The sequence below is a fragment of the Pseudomonas sp. ME-P-057 genome, assembly GCF_030208975.1.
In the GTDB taxonomy this organism is placed as follows: Bacteria; Pseudomonadota; Gammaproteobacteria; order Pseudomonadales; family Pseudomonadaceae; genus Aquipseudomonas; species Aquipseudomonas lutea.
Window position 1 is genome coordinate 126,210 of the sequence record NZ_JARVSX010000035.1, and the last position, 18,134, is coordinate 144,343.

Consider the following 18,134-nt stretch of genomic DNA (forward strand, 5'->3'; position numbering starts at 1 on the left):
TGGTCTCCTGTTATCAGGCTGTCGGCTGCCGTTTCGTCGACTTGAGCCGATTCAAGCGCGAGTTTCGACTATGTTTTTTGCAGCAAGTGCCCACACAGGCCTCATATCCCATGTATCCGGGGGTTTTTACAATGTGGCTTTGGCCTGGAGGCCTTGTTCCGTTAACATAGTCGGCTTTTTCAAGGCGGGAGTCAGGCAGCATGTCGCAGCAGTATCAACCGGGGCAACGCTGGATTAGCGACAGCGAAGCCGAGCTGGGCTTGGGCACCGTTCTGGCGCAGGACGGTCGCTTGCTGACCGTGCTCTATCCGGCCACGGGCGACACCCGCCAGTATGCCTTGCGCAATGCGCCGCTGACGCGAGTGCGCTTCTCGCCAGGCGACACCATCACCCATTTCGAAAACTGGAAGATGACCGTCCGTGAAGTCGACGACGTCGACGGCCTGCTGGTCTATCACGGCCTGAACGCGCAAAACCAGCCGGTGACCCTGCCAGAGACCCAGCTGTCGAACTTCATTCAGTTCCGCCTGGCCACCGACCGTCTGTTCGCCGGGCAGATCGACCCGCTGCCGTGGTTCTCCCTGCGTTACCACACCCTCGAACACACCAGCCGTCAGTTGCAGTCCTCGCTGTGGGGACTGGGCGGCGTGCGCGCACAGCCGATCGCGCATCAGTTGCACATCGCCCGTGAAGTCGCTGACCGTATCGCGCCCCGGGTACTGCTGGCGGACGAAGTGGGTCTGGGCAAGACCATCGAAGCCGGTCTGGTCATCCACCGCCAGTTGCTGTCAGGCCGCGCCAACCGCGTACTGATCCTGGTGCCGGAAAACCTGCAGCACCAGTGGCTGGTCGAAATGCGCCGCCGCTTCAACCTGCAGGTCGCGCTGTTCGACGCCGAGCGCTTTATCGAAAGCGATGCCAGCAACCCGTTTGAAGACACGCAGCTGGCGCTGGTTTCGCTGGAGTGGCTGGTCGAAGACGAGAAGGCCCAGGATGCGATGTTCGCCGCGGGCTGGGACCTGCTGGTGGTCGACGAAGCCCACCATCTGGTTTGGCATGAAGAAAAGGCCAGCCGCGAATACTCGCTGGTCGAGCAACTCGCCGAAGTGATTCCAGGCGTGCTGCTGCTGACGGCAACGCCGGAGCAACTGGGCCAGGACAGCCACTTCGCGCGTCTGCGCCTGCTGGACCCGAACCGTTTTCACGACCTGCACGCCTTCCGCGCCGAAAGCGAAAACTATCGCCCGGTCGCCGAGGCCGTGCAGGAGCTGCTCGACAAGGGCACGCTTTCGCCCAAGGCCAACGAGACCATTCGTGGCTTCCTCGGCGCAGAGGCGGAAGCGTTGCTCACCGCGGTGGCCGCTGGCGATACCGAAGCCAACGCGCGCCTGATCCGCGAGCTGCTTGACCGTCACGGCACCGGCCGCGTGTTGTTCCGCAACACCCGTGCCGCCGTGCAAGGGTTCCCCGAGCGCAAACTGCACCCGTACCCGCTGCCCTGCCCGGCCGAATACCTGGAACTGCCGATTGGCGAGCACGCTGATCTGTACCCGGAAGTCAGCTTCCAGGCCCATGGCGAGAGCAGCGAAGAAGAACGCTGGTGGCGCTTCGACCCTCGCGTCGACTGGCTGATCGACACCTTGAAGATGCTCAAGCGCGTGAAAGTGCTGGTCATCTGCGCTCACGCCGAAACCGCGATGGATCTCGAGGACGCCCTGCGCGTGCGCTCAGGCATCCCGGCAACGGTGTTCCACGAAGGCATGAACATCCTTGAGCGCGACCGCGCGGCGGCGTACTTCGCCGACGAAGAGTTTGGCGCCCAGGTGCTGATCTGTTCGGAAATCGGCAGTGAAGGCCGCAATTTCCAGTTCTCTCATCATCTGGTGCTGTTCGACCTGCCGGCCCACCCGGACCTGCTGGAGCAGCGTATCGGTCGTCTCGACCGGATCGGCCAGAAACACATCATCGAGCTGCACGTACCGTATCTGGAAACCAGCCCGCAAGAGCGCCTGTTCCAGTGGTATCACGAAGCGCTCAACGCGTTCCTTAATACCTGCCCGACCGGCAACGCGCTGCAGCATACGTTCGGTCCGCGCCTGTTGCCGCAGCTTGAAGGCGGTGACGAAGACGATTGGCAAGCGCTGGTGACCGAGGCCCGTAACGAACGCGAGCGTCTGGAGAGCGAATTGCACACCGGCCGCGATCGCCTGCTGGAGCTCAATTCCGGCGGCGCCGGCGAAGGCGACGCGCTGGTTGAAGCGATTCTGGAGCAGGACGACCAGTTCAGCCTGCCGATCTACATGGAAACCCTGTTCGACGCGTTCGGCATCGACAGTGAAGATCATTCCGAGAACGCGCTGATCCTGCGACCGAGCGAGAAGATGCTCGATGCCAGCTTCCCGCTGGGCGACGACGAAGGCGTGACCATCACCTACGACCGTACCCAGGCGCTGTCCCGTGAGGACATGCAGTTCATCACGTGGGAACACCCAATGGTGCAAGGCGGCATGGACCTGGTGCTGTCCGGCTCGATGGGCAACACCGCCGTCGCGCTGATCAAAAACAAAGCCTTGAAGCCCGGCACCGTGCTGCTTGAACTGCTCTATGTCAGTGAAGTGGTTGCGCCGCGCTCGCTGCAACTGGGCCGTTACCTGCCACCGGCCGCGCTGCGCTGCCTGCTGGACGGCAACGGCAATGACCTGTCGGGGCGCGTGTCGTTCACCACCCTAAATGACCAGTTGGAAAGCGTGCCGCGAGCCAGCGCCAACAAGTTCATCCAGGCCCAGCGCGATGTGCTCAATCCGCAAATCAATGCCGCCGAAAGCAAGATCGCGCCGAAGCACGCCGAGCGCGTGGCCGAGGCGCAGCGCCGCCTCGCCGCCGACACGGACGAAGAACTGGCGCGCCTGACGGCATTGCAGGCCGTCAACCCGACTGTCCGCGACAGCGAGCTGACGGCGTTGCGTGAGCAGCGTGAGCAAGGGCTGGCGATGCTTGAAAAAGCCGCGCTGCGTCTGGAAGCCATTCGGGTGCTCGTGGCGGGATAACGGGTTCGCCGCGCATCCCGCGGCGAACACCCAACCTGTAGGAGCGCGCTTGCCCGCGATTGCGGTGTGTCAGTTACGGATGCGGTGACTGACACACCGCAATCGCGGGCAAGCGCGCTCCTACAGGGACCGTGCCAACCCGATTAACCGACACAATCATTCAGGCTACGGACGGCTTCACCCCCTGCCCCAACGGCTCATCCGCCACCATCCCCTCGCGCATCCTTTGCGCGTCGGCGCTGAAACACGTCGACGCCCGCGCCAGAAACACCAGCGCGAAAAACAACGCCACCGGTATCAGATACATCGCATCGTGCAGACCCACTGCCTTGAACGGCTCGGTCATCAGCTCGACCTGCGCGGCGTACATCGCCGAATGGGCGAAATGGTCTGACAGCAAACCCACCACCACCGGTCCCAGCCCGCCGCCCAGCAAATAGAGACCGGCAAAAAACAATGCCATCGCGGTCGCACGCAGCCGAGGCTGCACCACGTCCTGAATGGCGGTGTAAACGCAGGTATAGAAGTTGTAGGAAAACAGCCAGCCGAGGCTGAACACCCCGACAAAAACACCGATTTCGATACGCCCGGCATGCAGCGCGTAACCGGTGCACAGCGTGGCGACCACCATGCTCAACGCCGCAAACATCAGACGACCGTTGCTCCAGCGTTGATGCACCTTGTCTGCGACCCAGCCACCGAGGGTCAGGCCGAACAGTCCGGTCACGCCGACGATCATTCCCGTGGCCATCGCGGCGTCCTGCAACGGCAGCAGAAAATAGCGCTGCAGCATCGACACCATGAACGAGTTGCACGCGTAAGTGGCGAAGTTGAAGGCCAGCCCGGCCAGCACCAGCCAGCGAAACGTGGGAATCGCCAACAGGCGGCGGATCGGACGATCGATTTTTTCCTGGGAAATGGCCACGCTTTCAGCCGCGCCCCGTGCCGGCTCACGAATGAAAAACATGAACACCGCCAGCACGAGCCCGGGCACGGCGGCGATAAAAAACGGCGCTCGCCAGCTGCCGAACGCCTGCACCATCGCGCCAATGGTGAAGAAAGCCAGAAGCAGGCCTAGCGGCAGTCCCAGCATGAAGATGCCCATCGCGCGGGCGCGACGGTGGGCCGGGAACAAATCGCCGATCAGCGAGTTGGCGGCCGGCGCATAGCTGGCCTCGCCAATCCCTACGCCCATGCGCACCAGCAGAAACGACCAGAAACTACCGACCAGACCGTTCACAGCCGTCAGGCCGCTCCACACCGCCAGGCCCCAGCCCATCAGTTTGCGCCGCGAGCCGTTGTCGGCCATGCGGCCCAATGGCAGCCCGGCGATGGCATAGACCAGCGTGAACGCGGTGCCGATGATGCCGAGCTGGAAGTCGCTCAGCTGCCATTCCTTGCGAATCGGCTCGATGATGATCGCCGGGATGGTGCGGTCGAAGAAGTTGAACAGATTGGCCAGGAACAGCAGAAACAGAACGCGCCAGGCGTTCGCCGCCTGCGTCGAATGATTCATGTGTCACTCTCTTCTTGTTATTTGACCGGCCAGACCCGTCGAGCCGTGAACCTGAAATCTAGTCAGCCTCTCCCAAACTGTCTGTGAACATTCGCATCGCTGATGACCCGCCATCGGAGGCGCCGCGAATGCACTCGGAACACCCACGCCATTCGCCAAACGCACTTGGCAGCAGTGACCGCATCCGCTACCGCCGACACACTGGCAGTTACCGACCTACCCACATTGCCACCATTCCACGCACCTTTATGGGGCGCAGAACGAGGTCATGCCCTTTCCTGGATCAACACCCACGGGGCTACGACCACCGCCCATAACGGTGGATCACGCTCCAGAAGGTCCAGAGCCTTTGATTCAGAGACCTTGCCGACGTCTCCGCTATTGAGCCAAACAGCCACCTGCGCCTCACTGTTTTCAGCAAATGCCTGCGCGACAGCGATCAAATCCTGAGAAGCCTCGACCCACAACAGGGCACCCTTTGCAAAGAACGGTTGCAATTCTTTCCAGGTGATAGAGGCCGTTTCGCCAAGCAGCTTGGCATAGAGGGTGCTAGGTTCTTGCGTCATGGGTTTCACCGTATTGAAAATCGGCGCAATGATAGCGCCGCCTTTCGCACCGACAAACCCGGTTTCAAATGACTGATTGCAGAGAAGTTCGCTCAAGCCGCTTGTTAGGTCCTTCAATGGAACAAAACAGCTGGCTGGATTGTGTATCTTTCTGTCGATTAAGCGACATTCACAGGCTTTGCCCACTGCAGCCAGCTTTTCAAGCGCTCGACCGGCGCTCTAAACTGTTCCGGTACAGTTGCCGGGGGTGTGGCCTGGAGATTTCATCCGGTCCTGCAGCTTTGGCCGTCAGGATTATAAAAACTACAACGCAAGAGTGGAGCATCATGACTAAGGGTATTAATCAGATTTCCAAGCTGTTTGCCGCACTGGTTCTGGCGGGGGTTGCCAGCCACTCGTTCGCAGCTGACACCATCAAGATCGGCATCGCCGGCCCGAAGACCGGCGCGGTTGCCCAGTACGGCGACATGCAGTTCAGCGGTGCCAAGATGGCCATCGAGCAGATCAACGCCAAAGGCGGCGTCGACGGCAAAAAGCTTGAAGCGGTTGAATACGACGATGCCTGCGACCCGAAACAAGCGGTCGCCATCGCCAACAAAGTGGTCAACGACGGCGTCAAGTTCGTGGTTGGTCACCTGTGCTCCAGCTCCACTCAGCCTGCTTCGGACATCTACGAAGACGAAGGCATCATCATGGTGACCCCGGCTGCCACCAGCCCGGAAATCACCGCCCGTGGCTACAAGCTGGTGTTCCGCACCATCGGCCTGGACAGCGCCCAGGGCCCGGCTGCCGGCGAATACATCGCCAAGCAGGTCAAGCCGAAGATCGTTGCGGTCATCCACGACAAACAGCAATACGGTGAAGGCATCGCTACTGCCGTTAAGCAGACCCTCGAAAAAGACGGCGTGAAAGTCGCTCTGTTCGAAGGCATCAACGCCGGCGACAAGGACTTCTCTTCGCTGATCGCCAAAATGAAGCAAGCCAACGTCGACTTCGTCTACTACGGCGGCTACCACCCTGAGCTGGGTCTGATTTTGCGCCAGGCGCAGGAAAAAGGCCTGAAAGCCGGCTTCATGGGCCCTGAAGGCGTGGGCAACGCTTCGATCTCGCAAATCGCCCAGGACGCTTCCGAAGGCCTGCTGGTGACTCTGCCGAAATCGTTCGACCAGGACCCTGCCAACAACGATCTGGTCGCAGCATTCAAAGCGAAAAAAGAAGACCCGAGCGGTCCGTTCGTGTTCCCGGCCTACGCTGCGGTGGAAGTGATCGCCGAGGCGATCAAAACGGCCAAATCCGAAGACACCGCGAAGGTGGCTGCAGCCATCCACGCCGGTACCTTCAAGACCCCTACCGGCGATCTGTCGTTTGACGACAAGGGTGACCTGAAGGACTTCAAATTCGTCGTTTACACCTGGCACAAAGACGGCACCAAGACTGAAGCCCCTGTGAAATAACGCAGCCTTCAGGCTTACCCGAAGCCCACTGCAACCGCAGTGGGCTTTGTTTTAGCTGGGCACCGAATTCCACAAGAATTCCGGCCCCTGAACATCTTGAAACCGCACCAGTGAATCACTGGGCTCGTGCCGAACGCGGACGTAGATCACGACGCGCGAGCGGGAAAAGACTTCACCAGTGGAACACCAGGCAGGTTTTTAGGAGCACACAGCAATGCCGATAGATCTCTATCACTTTCTTCAACAGCTGGTTAATGGGATGACCATTGGCAGCACTTACGCCTTGATTGCCATCGGCTACACCATGGTTTACGGCATCATCGGCATGATCAACTTCGCCCACGGCGAGGTGTACATGATCGGTTCGTATGTGGCGTTTATCGCCCTGGCCGGTCTGACCATGCTCGGCCTGGACAGCCTGCCCCTGCTGATTACCGCAGCATTCGTCGCCAGTATCGTGGTGACCAGTGCCTACGGTTACGCCATCGAGCGAGTCGCCTATCGCCCGCTGCGCGGCAGCAACCGTTTGATCCCTCTGATTTCCGCCATCGGCATGTCGATTTTCCTGCAGAACACCGTGCTGTTGTCGCAGGACTCGAAAGACAAGTCGATTCCCAACCTCATCCCCGGCAACTTCGTTTTCGGCCCCGGCAGCACCCATGAGGTCGTGATCTCCTACATGCAGATCCTGATCTTCATCGTGACGCTGGTGGCGATGCTGGGGCTGACCTGGTTCATCTCCCGCTCTCGCCTGGGACGCGCCTGCCGCGCCTGCGCCGAAGACATCAAGATGGCCAACCTGCTGGGTATCAACACCAACAACATTATTGCGCTGACCTTCGTCATCGGTGCCGCGCTGGCGGCCGTCGCTGCGGTGCTGCTGAGCATGCAGTACGGCGTGATCAACCCCAACGCCGGGTTCCTGGTGGGCATCAAAGCCTTTACCGCGGCCGTGTTGGGCGGCATCGGCAGTATCCCGGGCGCGATGCTCGGCGGTCTGGTGCTGGGCGTCGCCGAAGCCTTTGGTGCCGATATCTTCGGTGACCAGTACAAGGATGTGGTGGCGTTCGGTCTTCTCGTATTGGTGTTGTTGTTCCGGCCAACCGGCCTGCTCGGCCGTCCGGAGGTTGAAAAAGTATGACCAGGAATCTCAAATCGGCCCTTTTCAGCGCAGTGCTGGTACTGGCCGTCGCTTACCCGATCCTCGGGCTCAAACTGGACATCGTGGGGGTAAACCTTGCGGTAGTCGGCGCCAGCAACACCACCGTGCTGGTGATTTTCGCCGCTGCGTTTCTGATGTTCCTGCGCGTGCTGTTCAACGAGCAGATCAGTGCGATGTGGCGCGGCCGCCCGCAAAAGCAGCTGATGTCCGACAAGACCAGCAACTTTCTGACCCTGCCGTCGACCCAGCGCTGGTTCCTCGGTGCCCTGGTCATCGCCGCATTGGTGTGGCCGTTCTTCGGCTCACGCGGTGCGGTGGACATCGCCACGCTGATCCTGATCTACGTGATGCTCGGCCTGGGCCTGAACATCGTCGTCGGTCTGGCCGGGCTGCTGGATCTGGGTTACGTCGGCTTCTATGCCGTGGGCGCGTACACCTACGCCCTGCTCCAGCATTACTTCGGTTTTGGCTTCTGGATCTGCCTGCCGCTGGCAGGGTTGGCGTCGGCAACCTTCGGATTCTTGCTGGGCTTCCCGGTCCTGCGCTTGCGCGGCGACTACCTGGCGATCGTGACGCTGGGTTTCGGTGAAATCATCCGCCTGTTCCTGCGGAACCTGACTGACGTCACCGGCGGTCCGAACGGCATCAGCAACATCGAAAAACCAACGCTGTTCGGCCTGACGTTCGAGCGCAAGGCTGCCGAAGGCATGCAGACCTTCCATGAATACTTCGGCCTGCAATACAACTCCATCAACAAGGTGATCTTCCTTTACCTGATCGCCCTGTTGCTGGCCCTGCTGGCGCTGTTCGTGATCAACCGGCTGTTGCGCATGCCCATCGGCCGCGCATGGGAAGCGCTGCGTGAAGACGAAATCGCCTGCCGCGCACTCGGCCTGAATCCGACCATCATCAAACTGTCGGCTTTCACCCTGGGCGCTGCGTTCGCCGGTTTCGCGGGCAGCTTCTTCGCCGCGCGCCAGGGCCTGATTACGCCTGAGTCTTTTACCTTTCTGGAGTCGGCAATCATCCTGGCGATCGTTGTGCTGGGCGGCATGGGTTCGCAGCTCGGTGTGATCCTCGCAGCTATCGTGATGATTCTGCTGCCTGAACTGCTTCGCGAGTTCAGCGAATACCGGATGCTCGGCTTCGGCGCCTTGATGGTGCTGATGATGATCTGGCGTCCTCAGGGCTTCCTGCCGATGCAGCGTCCCGTCATGAAACTCAAGGGGGAGCGCTGATGAGCCGTCCAATTCTGCAGGCGTCCGGCTTGTGCATGCGCTTTGGCGGGCTGTTGGCCGTCAACGGCGTAGGCCTGACCGTCAATGAGAAACAAGTGGTGTCGATGATCGGCCCCAACGGCGCAGGCAAGACCACCGTGTTCAACTGCCTGACCGGGTTCTACCGTCCCACCTCGGGCACGATCCTGCTGGACGGCGAGCCGATTCAGGGGCTGGCCGGCCATGAAATTGCCCGCAAGGGCGTGGTGCGTACCTTCCAGAACGTGCGCCTGTTCAAGGAAATGACGGCGGTGGAGAACCTGCTGGTTGCCCAGCATCGTCACCTCAACACTAACTTCCTGGCCGGCCTGTTCAAAACCCCCGCGTACCGCAAAAGCGAACGCGAGGCCATGGAATATGCCGAGCACTGGCTGGAAGCCGTCGATCTGAAGGAGTTCGCCAACCGCCCTGCCGGCACGCTGGCGTACGGTCAGCAGCGCCGTCTGGAAATTGCGCGCTGCATGATGACGCGTCCGCGCATCCTGATGCTCGACGAGCCGGCTGCCGGCCTGAACCCGAAAGAAACTGAGGATTTGAAAGCGCTGATCGGCGTGCTGCGCAACGAGCACAACGCCACGGTGTTGTTGATCGAGCACGACATGAAGCTGGTCATGAGCATCTCCGACCATATCGTGGTGATCAACCAGGGCACCCCCCTGGCCGATGGCACGCCCGAGCAGATCCGTGACAATCCTGAAGTGATCAAAGCCTACCTGGGGGAAGCGTAAATGCTGCAGTTCGATAACGTTTCCACGTTCTACGGCAAGATCCAGGCGTTGCACGGGGTCAGCATTGACGTGCAGCAGGGCGAGATTGTCACGCTGATCGGTGCCAACGGTGCTGGCAAGTCGACGCTGTTGATGACGCTCTGTGGTTCGCCGCGTGCTCATAGCGGGAGCATTCGCTACATGGGCGAGGAGCTGGTCGGTCTGGAGTCGTCGGTGATCATGCGCAAGAGCATTGCGGTGGTGCCTGAGGGCCGTCGTGTGTTCGCGCGGCTGACAGTGGAGGAGAATCTGGCGATGGGCGGATTCTTCACCGACAAAGACGATTATCAGGTGCAGATGGATAAGGTGCTTGAGTTGTTTCCGCGCTTGAAGGAGCGTTTCAATCAGCGGGGCGGGACGATGTCCGGTGGTGAGCAGCAGATGCTGGCCATCGGGCGGGCGTTGATGAGCAAGCCGAAGTTGTTGTTGCTGGATGAGCCTTCGCTGGGTCTGGCGCCGATTATCATTCAGCAGATTTTCGAGATTGTTGAGCAGTTGCGGCGCGATGGGGTGACGGTGTTTCTGGTGGAGCAGAATGCGAATCAGGCATTGAAGATCGCTGATCGTGCGTATGTTCTGGAGAATGGCCGGGTGGTGATGCAGGGTTCGGGGGCTGAGTTGTTGGTTGATCCGAAAGTGCGGGATGCTTATTTAGGCGGGTAACTGCTTCGCCTTCGGCGGGCTGTTTTGGAGAGCCTGAAGATCAACAGCGTCGGCCTAACGGCAGACTGTTTCGCCTTCGGCGAGTTACTTGGAAAGGCACCCCAAGTAACCAAGGGTGCTTGCTCCTGGTTTGGCTCCTCCTGCGTCGGAGTACCCTCACTCCGGTCTCGCTCCGTGGGCCCGCTGCCATCCGCCATCCATGGCGGGGGGCAGCTCTCGCCGCATCCATGCGGCTCGGCCCACTCCACGAGACCTGCGTTCAGCCTGCACCCAAGTCGCGATTGGCGGTGTCTGGGCTTTTTGCGTACGAAGATCACAAGCAGATCACAAGCAGATCACAAGCAGATCAAAAGCAGATCAAAAGCTTCCCGGCTGAAGCCGGTCCTACTGGGCGCCGCCGGGTTTACAGAGGTTGCCGCTGGTGCCTCTGACTGCATGCGTTGCTTTTTGTAGGACCGGCTTTAGCCGGGAAGAGGCCAGTTGACGCACTGGAATTTTTGATTGTTTAAACCTGTCTGATCGTTCCCACGCTCCGCGTGGTAATGCATCCCGTGACGCTCCGCGTCAGCTTTACCTCTCCCCACCAACGAGGCCGACCCTCCTAGCCGTCAGAGCTTTTCCAAAGCCGCTGTGCTGCGTTCGAACCATTCGCTCAGATAATCCGCCATGACCTGCACACGCCTCGGCACCCGCCCTTCGAAGGGATGGACCAGGTACAGCGACGATACCGGTGTCTGGTAGTCGCGCAGCAGCCACTGTAAACGGCCGTCTTTCAATTCTTCATGGACCATGTACGACGGCAGTCGCGCGATGCCGGCGCCGACCAGTGCGGCTTTTTTCAGCAAGCCGTAGTGGTTGCTGGCAAACGTGCCACGGACGTTGATGCGGGTCAGTTGGTGCTGCTGATGGTAGGTCCACGACTCGCGCCCTGTGTTGTGGCTGTTGAGCAGGCACCGGTGTGCGCGAAGTTCTTCCGGCGTTTGCGGCGTGCCCTGTCTGGCCAGGTATTCGGGGCTGGCGCAGGTCAGTTCCTGCAGGGCCAGCAGCGGCTTGGCCACTAACCGCTCGTCGATGCCGACGCTGGAGCGGATCCCCAGATCGAAGCCGTCCCGGCGCAGGTCGCGGTAGTGGTTGTTGAGGTCCAGTTCCACCTGCACGTCTGGGTAGGCCTGAGCGAACTCGGTAAGCAAGCCTTCAAAAACGGTTTCGCCCAACGACACCGGCACCGTCAGCCGCACGCTGCCGATAAGGCTTTCACCGAGGCACGCCATCGCGTCCCGAATACGATCCCGTTGCGCCAGCAGCGCGCGAGCCTCGGGCAGCAGGATGGCGCCTGCCGAGGTCAGGGTCAGGCTGCGCGTGGTGCGGTGGAGCAGCGTCACGCCAAAGTTCTTTTCCAGCTTGCTGATGCGCTTGGACAGCTGACTGGTGCTGGTGTCCAGCCACTGGGCCGCCAGCGTGAAGCTATTGGCCTCCACCAGCAGCGCGAACGCCGCGAGGTCGTCCATTTCGCTCATGATTGTTTCCTTTCTGACAAAGCGGGATTGCCGTTTAGGCCCTGTTTCGGTGGTAACGGGCGGCCCAGACTGGGTCACCGTCCAGAGAAGAGGAAAACCGCATCATGAAAATCCTGTTGATTGGCGCCAGCGGCACCATTGGCTCGGCGATCCAGAAGGAATTGGCGCCCCGCCATGAGATCGTCCGCATTGGAAGAAACGGCCCGGACGAGCACGTCGATATTAGTGACAGCGACTCGATCCGCAAACTATTCGAACGGACGGGCTCTTTCGACGCATTGATTTGTGCGGCCGGCAATGTCACGTTCGCGCCGCTCGGCGAAATGACCGCCGACTCTTTTGCCCTGGGTCTGCGTGACAAACTGATGGGGCAGGTCAATTTGCTGCTGATCGGCCGGGAGTACGCCAACGACGCAGCGTCCTTCACGTTCACGACCGGAATCACCAGCGTTGACCCGATTCGCACCGGCGCGTCGGCCAGCCTGGTCAATGGCGCGATCGACGCATTCGTGCGTGCCGCTGCCATCGAGATGCCGCGTGGCATGCGGGTCAACTCGGTCAGTCCTAACGTGCTGGTCGAAGCGATGGGCAGTTACGCGCCCTACTTCCGTGGCTTCAAGCCAGTTCCGGCAGCGGATGTAGCGCTGGCGTATGCCAAAAGTGTCGAAGGGCTACAAACCGGACAGACCTATCAGGTCGGCTAATCGCCCCTTGTGATGAACGAGCAGGCTGAGTAACGTGGCGGCACTTGTCTGGAGACCGCCCCATGTCCGCTGCTCGTTCTGCCCTGATGTTCGCCTTGTTGCCCGTGTTTGCCGGCTGCCAGTTGATGCCGTCACCTTCCGCTGACAACAAGGTATCGACTGCCGGCATGATCCGCATGCAGGGCACCCTCAGCGGAGACGGCGGCAAGCTGTTCTTCGCCCCGTGCAACGAACAGCGACGCTACGCGGTGTCCGACAAGGGCAACACCGGCATCCTCCAGGAAGCCGCCTCGGTGGTAGACAAAAACGGCAAGGCGTTCGCCGATGTACGCGGCAACTTTGTCGCCAGCAAAGCGCAGGGCAGTGATGGCCAGGCCGACCTTTATCAGCTTTACCGCGTCGAGCGGCCGAGCGGTGCCTGCGAAGACCCCAACTTCAAGCGCTTGACCATTCATGCCAGCGGCAATGGCCCGAAGTGGAACCTCAACGCGAGTGGCAAGGGCCTGGTGCTTGAGCGTGAAGGCAAGGAACCGTTCGCCGTGCCCTACATGGAAGAACAGATGCCAGAGGGTCGTTTCAATCTGATCACCGACGCCAACAACCAGCATGTCGAGCTGTACGTCGCGCCGCTGCGTTGCGTGGACCCCTCGAACGGCTCTGTCCAGCACCTGACTGCCGAACTGCGGGTCAATGGCCAGGTTCAGCGCGGTTGCGCCTACTTCGGGGCCATGCGCAACGACTGATGCCTGTCTTTTGCAGGAGCGCGCTTGCTCGCGAGCGCGTTCCCGGAAGCACATCCCTGACCACTGCCCGGCAGAATCGCGGCCAAGCGCGCTCCTGCACTGCTTCGCCCGTCACCTGCTTACACCGTTCGCCCCGAAATGTGGCTTATAATCGCCCGCTCTTGTAGTGCTGCCGGGCCGATCCTGCGGCCCGAAACCGGATTTTTAAATGTTACGAATCACCGAATTCAAACTGCCGCTAGACAACGCGGACGACGAACTGCGCCCTGCACTTCTGCAACGCCTGGCCATCGGCAGCGACGAGCTTCTGGATTTCACCCTGTTCAAGCGCAGTTACGATGCGCGCAAGAAATCCACTGAGCTGCAGTTCATCTACACCATCGACTTTCAAGTGCGTGACGAGCCGGCCCTGCTCAAGCGCTTGAGCCACGACAAACACATCGGCCCGGCCCCGGACGTCAGCTACAAGATGGTCGGCAACGCCCCGGCCGACCTGAGCGAGCGCCCGCTGGTGGTCGGTTTTGGCCCGTGCGGCATTTTCGCGGGCCTGTTGCTGGCGCAGATGGGCTTCAAGCCGATCATCCTGGAGCGCGGCACCGAAGTCCGTCAGCGTACCAAAGACACTTGGGGCCTGTGGCGCAAGAACGTGCTCAACCCCGAGTCCAACGTGCAGTTTGGTGAGGGCGGCGCAGGCACCTTTTCCGACGGCAAGCTGTACAGCCAGATCAAAGACCCGAAATTCATCGGCCGCAAGGTGCTACACGAGTTCGTCAAGGCCGGCGCGCCCGATGAAATCCTCTACGTCAGCAAACCCCACATCGGCACTTTTCGACTGACCGGGGTGGTGGAGAACATGCGTCATCAGATCGTGGCGCTGGGCGGTGAAGTGCGTTTCCAGCAACGCGTGACGGACGTGCTCATCGAGGACGGCCAGATGCAGGGCGTGGTGCTCGACAGCGGCGAGCGCATCGATTCCCGGCATGTGATCCTGGCGTTGGGTCACAGTGCCCGCGACACTTTCCGCATGCTCCATGGGCGCGGCGTGTACATGGAGGCCAAACCGTTTTCGGTGGGCTTCCGCATCGAGCACCCTCAAGGCTTGATCGACCGCGCCCGTCTGGGCAAATACGCCGGTCATCCCAAGCTTGGCGCTGCCGATTACAAACTGGTGCACCACGCCAGCAATGGTCGTTCGGTCTACAGCTTCTGCATGTGCCCGGGCGGCACTGTCGTCGCAGCAACGTCAGAGCCGAACCGCGTCGTGACCAATGGCATGAGCCAGTACTCGCGCAACGAGCGCAACGCCAACTCAGGCATTGTGGTGGGCATCACTCCGGAAGAGGATTACCCGGGTAGCCCATTGGCAGGCATCGAGCTGCAGGAGCGCCTGGAGTCGCATGCCTACCTGATGGGCGGCGAAACCTACGAAGCCCCCGCGCAGCTGGTCGGTGACTTCATCGCCGGCAAGGCGTCGACAGCCTTGGGCCAGGTAGAGCCTTCCTACAAGCCCGGCGTCAAGCTGACCGACCTCGCCGACGCTTTGCCTGCGTTCGCGATCGAAGCCATCCGCGAGGCGCTGCCGGCTTTCGAGAAGCAGATCAAAGGTTTCTCACAGCACGACGCGATCCTGACCGGCATCGAGACGCGCACATCCTCGCCGCTGCGGATCACCCGAGGCGAAGACTTGCAAAGCCTCAACGTCAAAGGCCTTTTCCCGGCGGGAGAAGGCGCAGGGTACGCAGGCGGCATCCTGTCGGCGGGCGTCGACGGCATTCGCATTGCGGAAGCCCTGGCGCGCAGCATGTTGGGGATGACCCACTAAACCGCCCACAAGGTAACGCCCTACAGCCCCGTGAGTCCGTTTGCCGGACGCGTAATGACCAACCGCGTTCGCCAGCAAGCCGACTCCTACAGATTCGCGTATGCCGCAGATTTCAGGGGGTGTCCGGAAAAGCTGTAGGAGCCGGCTTGCTGGCGAACCGGTTTGGGGTGTTGCGCAAACGCGAAAGGTTGCCGCTCGGTCTACCCTGGCAGCACCATGACTGCCCCGCGGTTCAGGGCGGTCGCGTGCTGCTCATCGGCCCCGCATTCAGACGCCACATGAACGAGAGCAGATAAACGAAAACGCCCCGAATCATCGGGGCGTTTCAGTAAGCGGATTGAAGGTCCGCTTTGTGAGCGACAGCTCGGCTTAGTGACTGACGCGGCTGGTGCCGTTGACCGTCATGATGCGGATGCGCTCACCGACCCGGAAGATCTCGTTCTCTTGAACTTCCTGCACGTAGGCACGCATGGTGCCGTCATCTTCCCGCACGGTGATCTCAACGCCCTGAGCACGGGTCAGGCCACCTTCAGCCGCCGAGCCCAGCAAACCGCCGGCGACTGCACCGATCACCGCAGTCACGATGCTGCCACGGCCGCCGCCGATGGCGCTGCCGCCGACGCCGCCAACAATGGCGCCAGCGCCCGCGCCGATCGGGGTTTTGGTGCCTTCAATCTTCACCGGGCGCAGCGACTCGATGGTGCCCAGGCGTACGGTCTGCACCTGGCGAGCTTCGTCGCGCGAGTACGAGTCACCGGTGAGGCTCGAAGTACAGCCGCCCAGCGTCAACGCCATGGCGGTGAACGAAGCAACCAACAGAACAGACTTGCGCATAACAGTATCTCCAGAGGAACAGGTAGCCATTAGACTCTGCGACGTTAATCGATGTCACGGTCCTGTACCGATAATTTACGTTTATTCAGCCGTGATACAGCAACCCGTCCACGTCTCAAACAATGGACGGCAGCGCCAGGCATTGATTCAAATAAAAGTGTGACAGAGGCCCTGCCCCATGGCCTTTTACCTGACCGCTGGCACGTTGAGCCGGGGGCTAAGGCGCCAGACGCTCGCGCTGCCACGTCTCTTGCACCAACCGGTAATTGAGGCGGTCATGCAGGCGACTGGGGCGCCCTTGCCAGAACTCGATGCGATCCGCGACGAGGCGGTAACCGCCCCAGTGCTCGGGACACTCGGGTTGCAAATCGCTGAATCGGGCCTCGGTGGCCCTGAGCAGGCCTTCAAGTTCTTCACGGTCGGCGATAACCCGGCTTTGCGGCGATGCCCATGCGCCGAGTCGGCTGCCGAGCGGGCGGATCTGGAAGTAAGCGTTGGACTCTTCGTGGCTGACTCTTGCCACCCGCCCCTCGATCCGCACCTGACGTTCCAGCGTGGGCCAGAAGAATGTCATGGCGGCGAAGGGCCGCTCGCTCAGCTGCTGACCTTTGGCACTCTCATAGTTGGAGAAGAACGTAAAGCCGTGGGCATCGAGCCCCTTGAGCAGCAAGACCCGGCAGTGGGGACGACCGTCAACGTCAACGGTCGCCAGCGTCATGGCATTGGCTTCGACAGGCGCCTGCTCCGTTTCGACCGCCTCGTCAAACCAGCGGCGAAACAGCGCGAAGGGTTCTTCCGGTGCCTGGGCTTCGGTCAAACCTTCGCGGGCATAATTACGGCGCATATCGGCCAGATGCTGGCTCATCACTGCCTTCCTTTATCGAGATCCGTGAGCGGGATCCCGATAATAACCTCAGTTGCCGGCCTGAGCATCCGGGGCGGGTTTCTTGGCCGCAGCTTTGGCAGGCGCTGCCTTGGCTTTCACCGGCGCAGCTTTTTTCACCGGGGCTTTTTTGGCCGCAGGCGTTTTGGCTGCGGAAGCCTTGCTCGCAACGGCTTTCTTGGCCGGTGCAGCCGATTTGGCAGGTGCAGCGGCCTTGGCCGGTGCAGCAACCGGTGCGGGAGCCGGGGCGTTGGCAGTTTGCACGGCCAGCAGGGTCGGCGCTGGCGGCAAGTTGTACTTGGCCATTTGGGCAACCATGGTGTCTTGCGGGGTGAGGATGATTTCAACACGACGGTTCAGGGCACGACCCGGGGCGCTGTCGCTGGCTGCGCGCGGCATGTCGGCGCCCATGCCACGCAGGCTCAGACGGTTACGCTGCAGGCCGCTGAGGCGGAAAATCGCCGCGACCGATTGGGCACGCTGCTGGCTGATCTTGAGGTCGGCATCGCTGGCGACATCGCTGTGGCCCAACACCAGAACGGCGGCGCGCTGGTCGACTTCAACGATCTTGGCCATGCGGCTGATCGGGCCAAGGTTGGTCGGCAGGAGCATTTCCGGACGCTTCGGATTGAAGGTGCTGTCGACGGGCGCGGTCACCACGAGAATGTCGTCACGGCGCTCGAGCTGGAACTGGCTGTCCTTGATCGCTTCGCGCACTTTCGGCTCGTTCAGGTCCAGCCACGCCTGGGTGACCTTGGGGTCGATCTTCGGCAGCACTGGCGCCGCGTCTTTCCTGGCCTCGCTGGCCCCGAACGGCCACCACCACTTGGCGCCGTCATTGGCTTGAGCGACGGCCGGAGCGGCAGGCTGGGTTGCCGCGACCTCGGGCTTCTTCTCGGTGACGCCATGGTCCGAACCGAACGGCCAGTACCAACGCGTGCCGGTTTCGGCCTGAGACTTCGCTACCTGCGCCGCCACTGGACTTGGTGCCTGAGTTGCCGGAGCGGCATCCGCACCTTTGCCCGAGCCGAACGACCACCAGTGATCGTTGCTGGCTGATTGATCCTGAGGGGTTTGTGCACAGCCGGTGACGGCGAGGCACAGAGCAAATGCGAGACTTTTGTTGGCTGACATGGGTGACCCACACAAATAATTGATCAGAAAATGAACGAAGCAGCG

Annotated in this window: 15 protein-coding genes; 9 read left to right on the top strand and 6 right to left on the bottom strand. The window is 61.1% G+C overall.

The features are described from left to right. Positions 1 to 200 precede the first annotated feature (200 nt). On the top strand, positions 201 to 3,047 hold the full coding sequence (rapA, locus tag QRN48_RS19160) for an RNA polymerase-associated protein RapA (RefSeq protein ID WP_285352445.1): 2,847 nt from the start codon (positions 201 to 203) through the stop codon (positions 3,045 to 3,047). 160 nt (positions 3,048 to 3,207) lie between these two features. Here the strand turns inward: rapA and QRN48_RS19165 are convergent, their stop codons facing one another. Both QRN48_RS19165 and QRN48_RS19170 read right to left on the bottom strand, forming a co-directional pair. After that, positions 3,208 to 4,563 carry a spinster family MFS transporter gene (locus QRN48_RS19165; protein ID WP_285352448.1) on the bottom strand — a complete coding sequence of 452 codons (1,356 nt, stop codon included), beginning with the start codon at positions 4,561 to 4,563 and terminating at the stop codon, positions 3,208 to 3,210. A 266-nt stretch (positions 4,564 to 4,829) separates the two neighbouring features. Beyond that, positions 4,830 to 5,129 carry a DUF2288 domain-containing protein gene (locus QRN48_RS19170; protein WP_191944521.1) on the bottom strand — a complete coding sequence of 100 codons (300 nt, stop codon included), beginning with the start codon at positions 5,127 to 5,129 and terminating at the stop codon, positions 4,830 to 4,832. A gap of 326 nt (positions 5,130 to 5,455) precedes the next feature. Here QRN48_RS19170 and QRN48_RS19175 point away from each other — a divergent pair, with 326 nt between their 5' ends. The 5 genes from QRN48_RS19175 to QRN48_RS19195 all read left to right on the top strand — a co-directional run bounded on the left by QRN48_RS19175 (position 5,456) and on the right by QRN48_RS19195 (position 10,452). After that, positions 5,456 to 6,583 (top strand): branched-chain amino acid ABC transporter substrate-binding protein, encoded by a 1,128-nt coding sequence (locus QRN48_RS19175; RefSeq protein ID WP_285352451.1) that lies wholly within the window; start codon positions 5,456 to 5,458, stop codon positions 6,581 to 6,583. Positions 6,584 to 6,797: 214 nt separating this feature from the next. Next, on the top strand, positions 6,798 to 7,724 hold the full coding sequence (gene livH, locus QRN48_RS19180; protein ID WP_037012211.1) for a high-affinity branched-chain amino acid ABC transporter permease LivH: 927 nt from the start codon (positions 6,798 to 6,800) through the stop codon (positions 7,722 to 7,724). Further along, positions 7,721 to 8,983, top strand: a complete 1,263-nt coding sequence (locus QRN48_RS19185; protein ID WP_037012212.1) for a high-affinity branched-chain amino acid ABC transporter permease LivM — start codon at positions 7,721 to 7,723, stop codon at positions 8,981 to 8,983. The genes livH and QRN48_RS19185 overlap by 4 nt, the downstream gene beginning before the upstream one ends. Beyond that, positions 8,983 to 9,750: a high-affinity branched-chain amino acid ABC transporter ATP-binding protein LivG gene (gene livG, locus QRN48_RS19190; protein ID WP_191944487.1), complete on the top strand. Its 768-nt coding sequence runs from the start codon at positions 8,983 to 8,985 to the stop codon at positions 9,748 to 9,750. The genes QRN48_RS19185 and livG overlap by 1 nt, the downstream gene beginning before the upstream one ends. Next, a complete protein-coding gene (locus QRN48_RS19195) occupies positions 9,751 to 10,452 on the top strand; it encodes an ABC transporter ATP-binding protein (RefSeq protein ID WP_037012216.1) in 702 nt (233 codons plus the stop codon). 608 nt (positions 10,453 to 11,060) lie between these two features. Here QRN48_RS19195 and QRN48_RS19200 read toward each other — a convergent pair. Next, the gene (locus QRN48_RS19200; RefSeq protein WP_037012218.1) at positions 11,061 to 11,969 is read right to left on the bottom strand and encodes a LysR family transcriptional regulator; all 909 of its coding nucleotides are present in this window, start codon (positions 11,967 to 11,969) and stop codon (positions 11,061 to 11,063) included. A 104-nt stretch (positions 11,970 to 12,073) separates the two neighbouring features. Between QRN48_RS19200 and QRN48_RS19205 the strand changes: the two genes are divergently transcribed. The 3 genes from QRN48_RS19205 (at position 12,074) to QRN48_RS19215 (ending at position 15,238) form a co-directional block, all read left to right on the top strand. Then, positions 12,074 to 12,673 (top strand): short chain dehydrogenase, encoded by a 600-nt coding sequence (locus tag QRN48_RS19205; RefSeq protein ID WP_191944485.1) that lies wholly within the window; start codon positions 12,074 to 12,076, stop codon positions 12,671 to 12,673. A 62-nt stretch (positions 12,674 to 12,735) separates the two neighbouring features. After that, positions 12,736 to 13,416, top strand: coding sequence for a COG3650 family protein (locus QRN48_RS19210; protein ID WP_037012221.1), 681 nt, complete (start codon positions 12,736 to 12,738; stop codon positions 13,414 to 13,416). Between the two features lie 208 nt (positions 13,417 to 13,624). Continuing rightward, positions 13,625 to 15,238, top strand: coding sequence for an NAD(P)/FAD-dependent oxidoreductase (locus tag QRN48_RS19215; RefSeq protein WP_285352457.1), 1,614 nt, complete (start codon positions 13,625 to 13,627; stop codon positions 15,236 to 15,238). 369 nt (positions 15,239 to 15,607) lie between these two features. Here QRN48_RS19215 and QRN48_RS19220 read toward each other — a convergent pair whose 3' ends face one another. From QRN48_RS19220 to QRN48_RS19230, 3 genes are all read right to left on the bottom strand, one after another. After that, entirely contained in the window at positions 15,608 to 16,072 is a 465-nt protein-coding gene (locus QRN48_RS19220) for an outer membrane lipoprotein (protein ID WP_285352460.1), read from the bottom strand. A 217-nt stretch (positions 16,073 to 16,289) separates the two neighbouring features. After that, positions 16,290 to 16,937, bottom strand: coding sequence for a pyridoxamine 5'-phosphate oxidase (pdxH, locus tag QRN48_RS19225; protein ID WP_037012227.1), 648 nt, complete (start codon positions 16,935 to 16,937; stop codon positions 16,290 to 16,292). 48 nt (positions 16,938 to 16,985) lie between these two features. Continuing rightward, positions 16,986 to 18,089, bottom strand: a complete 1,104-nt coding sequence (locus QRN48_RS19230) for an OmpA family protein (protein ID WP_191944482.1) — start codon at positions 18,087 to 18,089, stop codon at positions 16,986 to 16,988. Positions 18,090 to 18,134 lie beyond the last annotated feature (45 nt).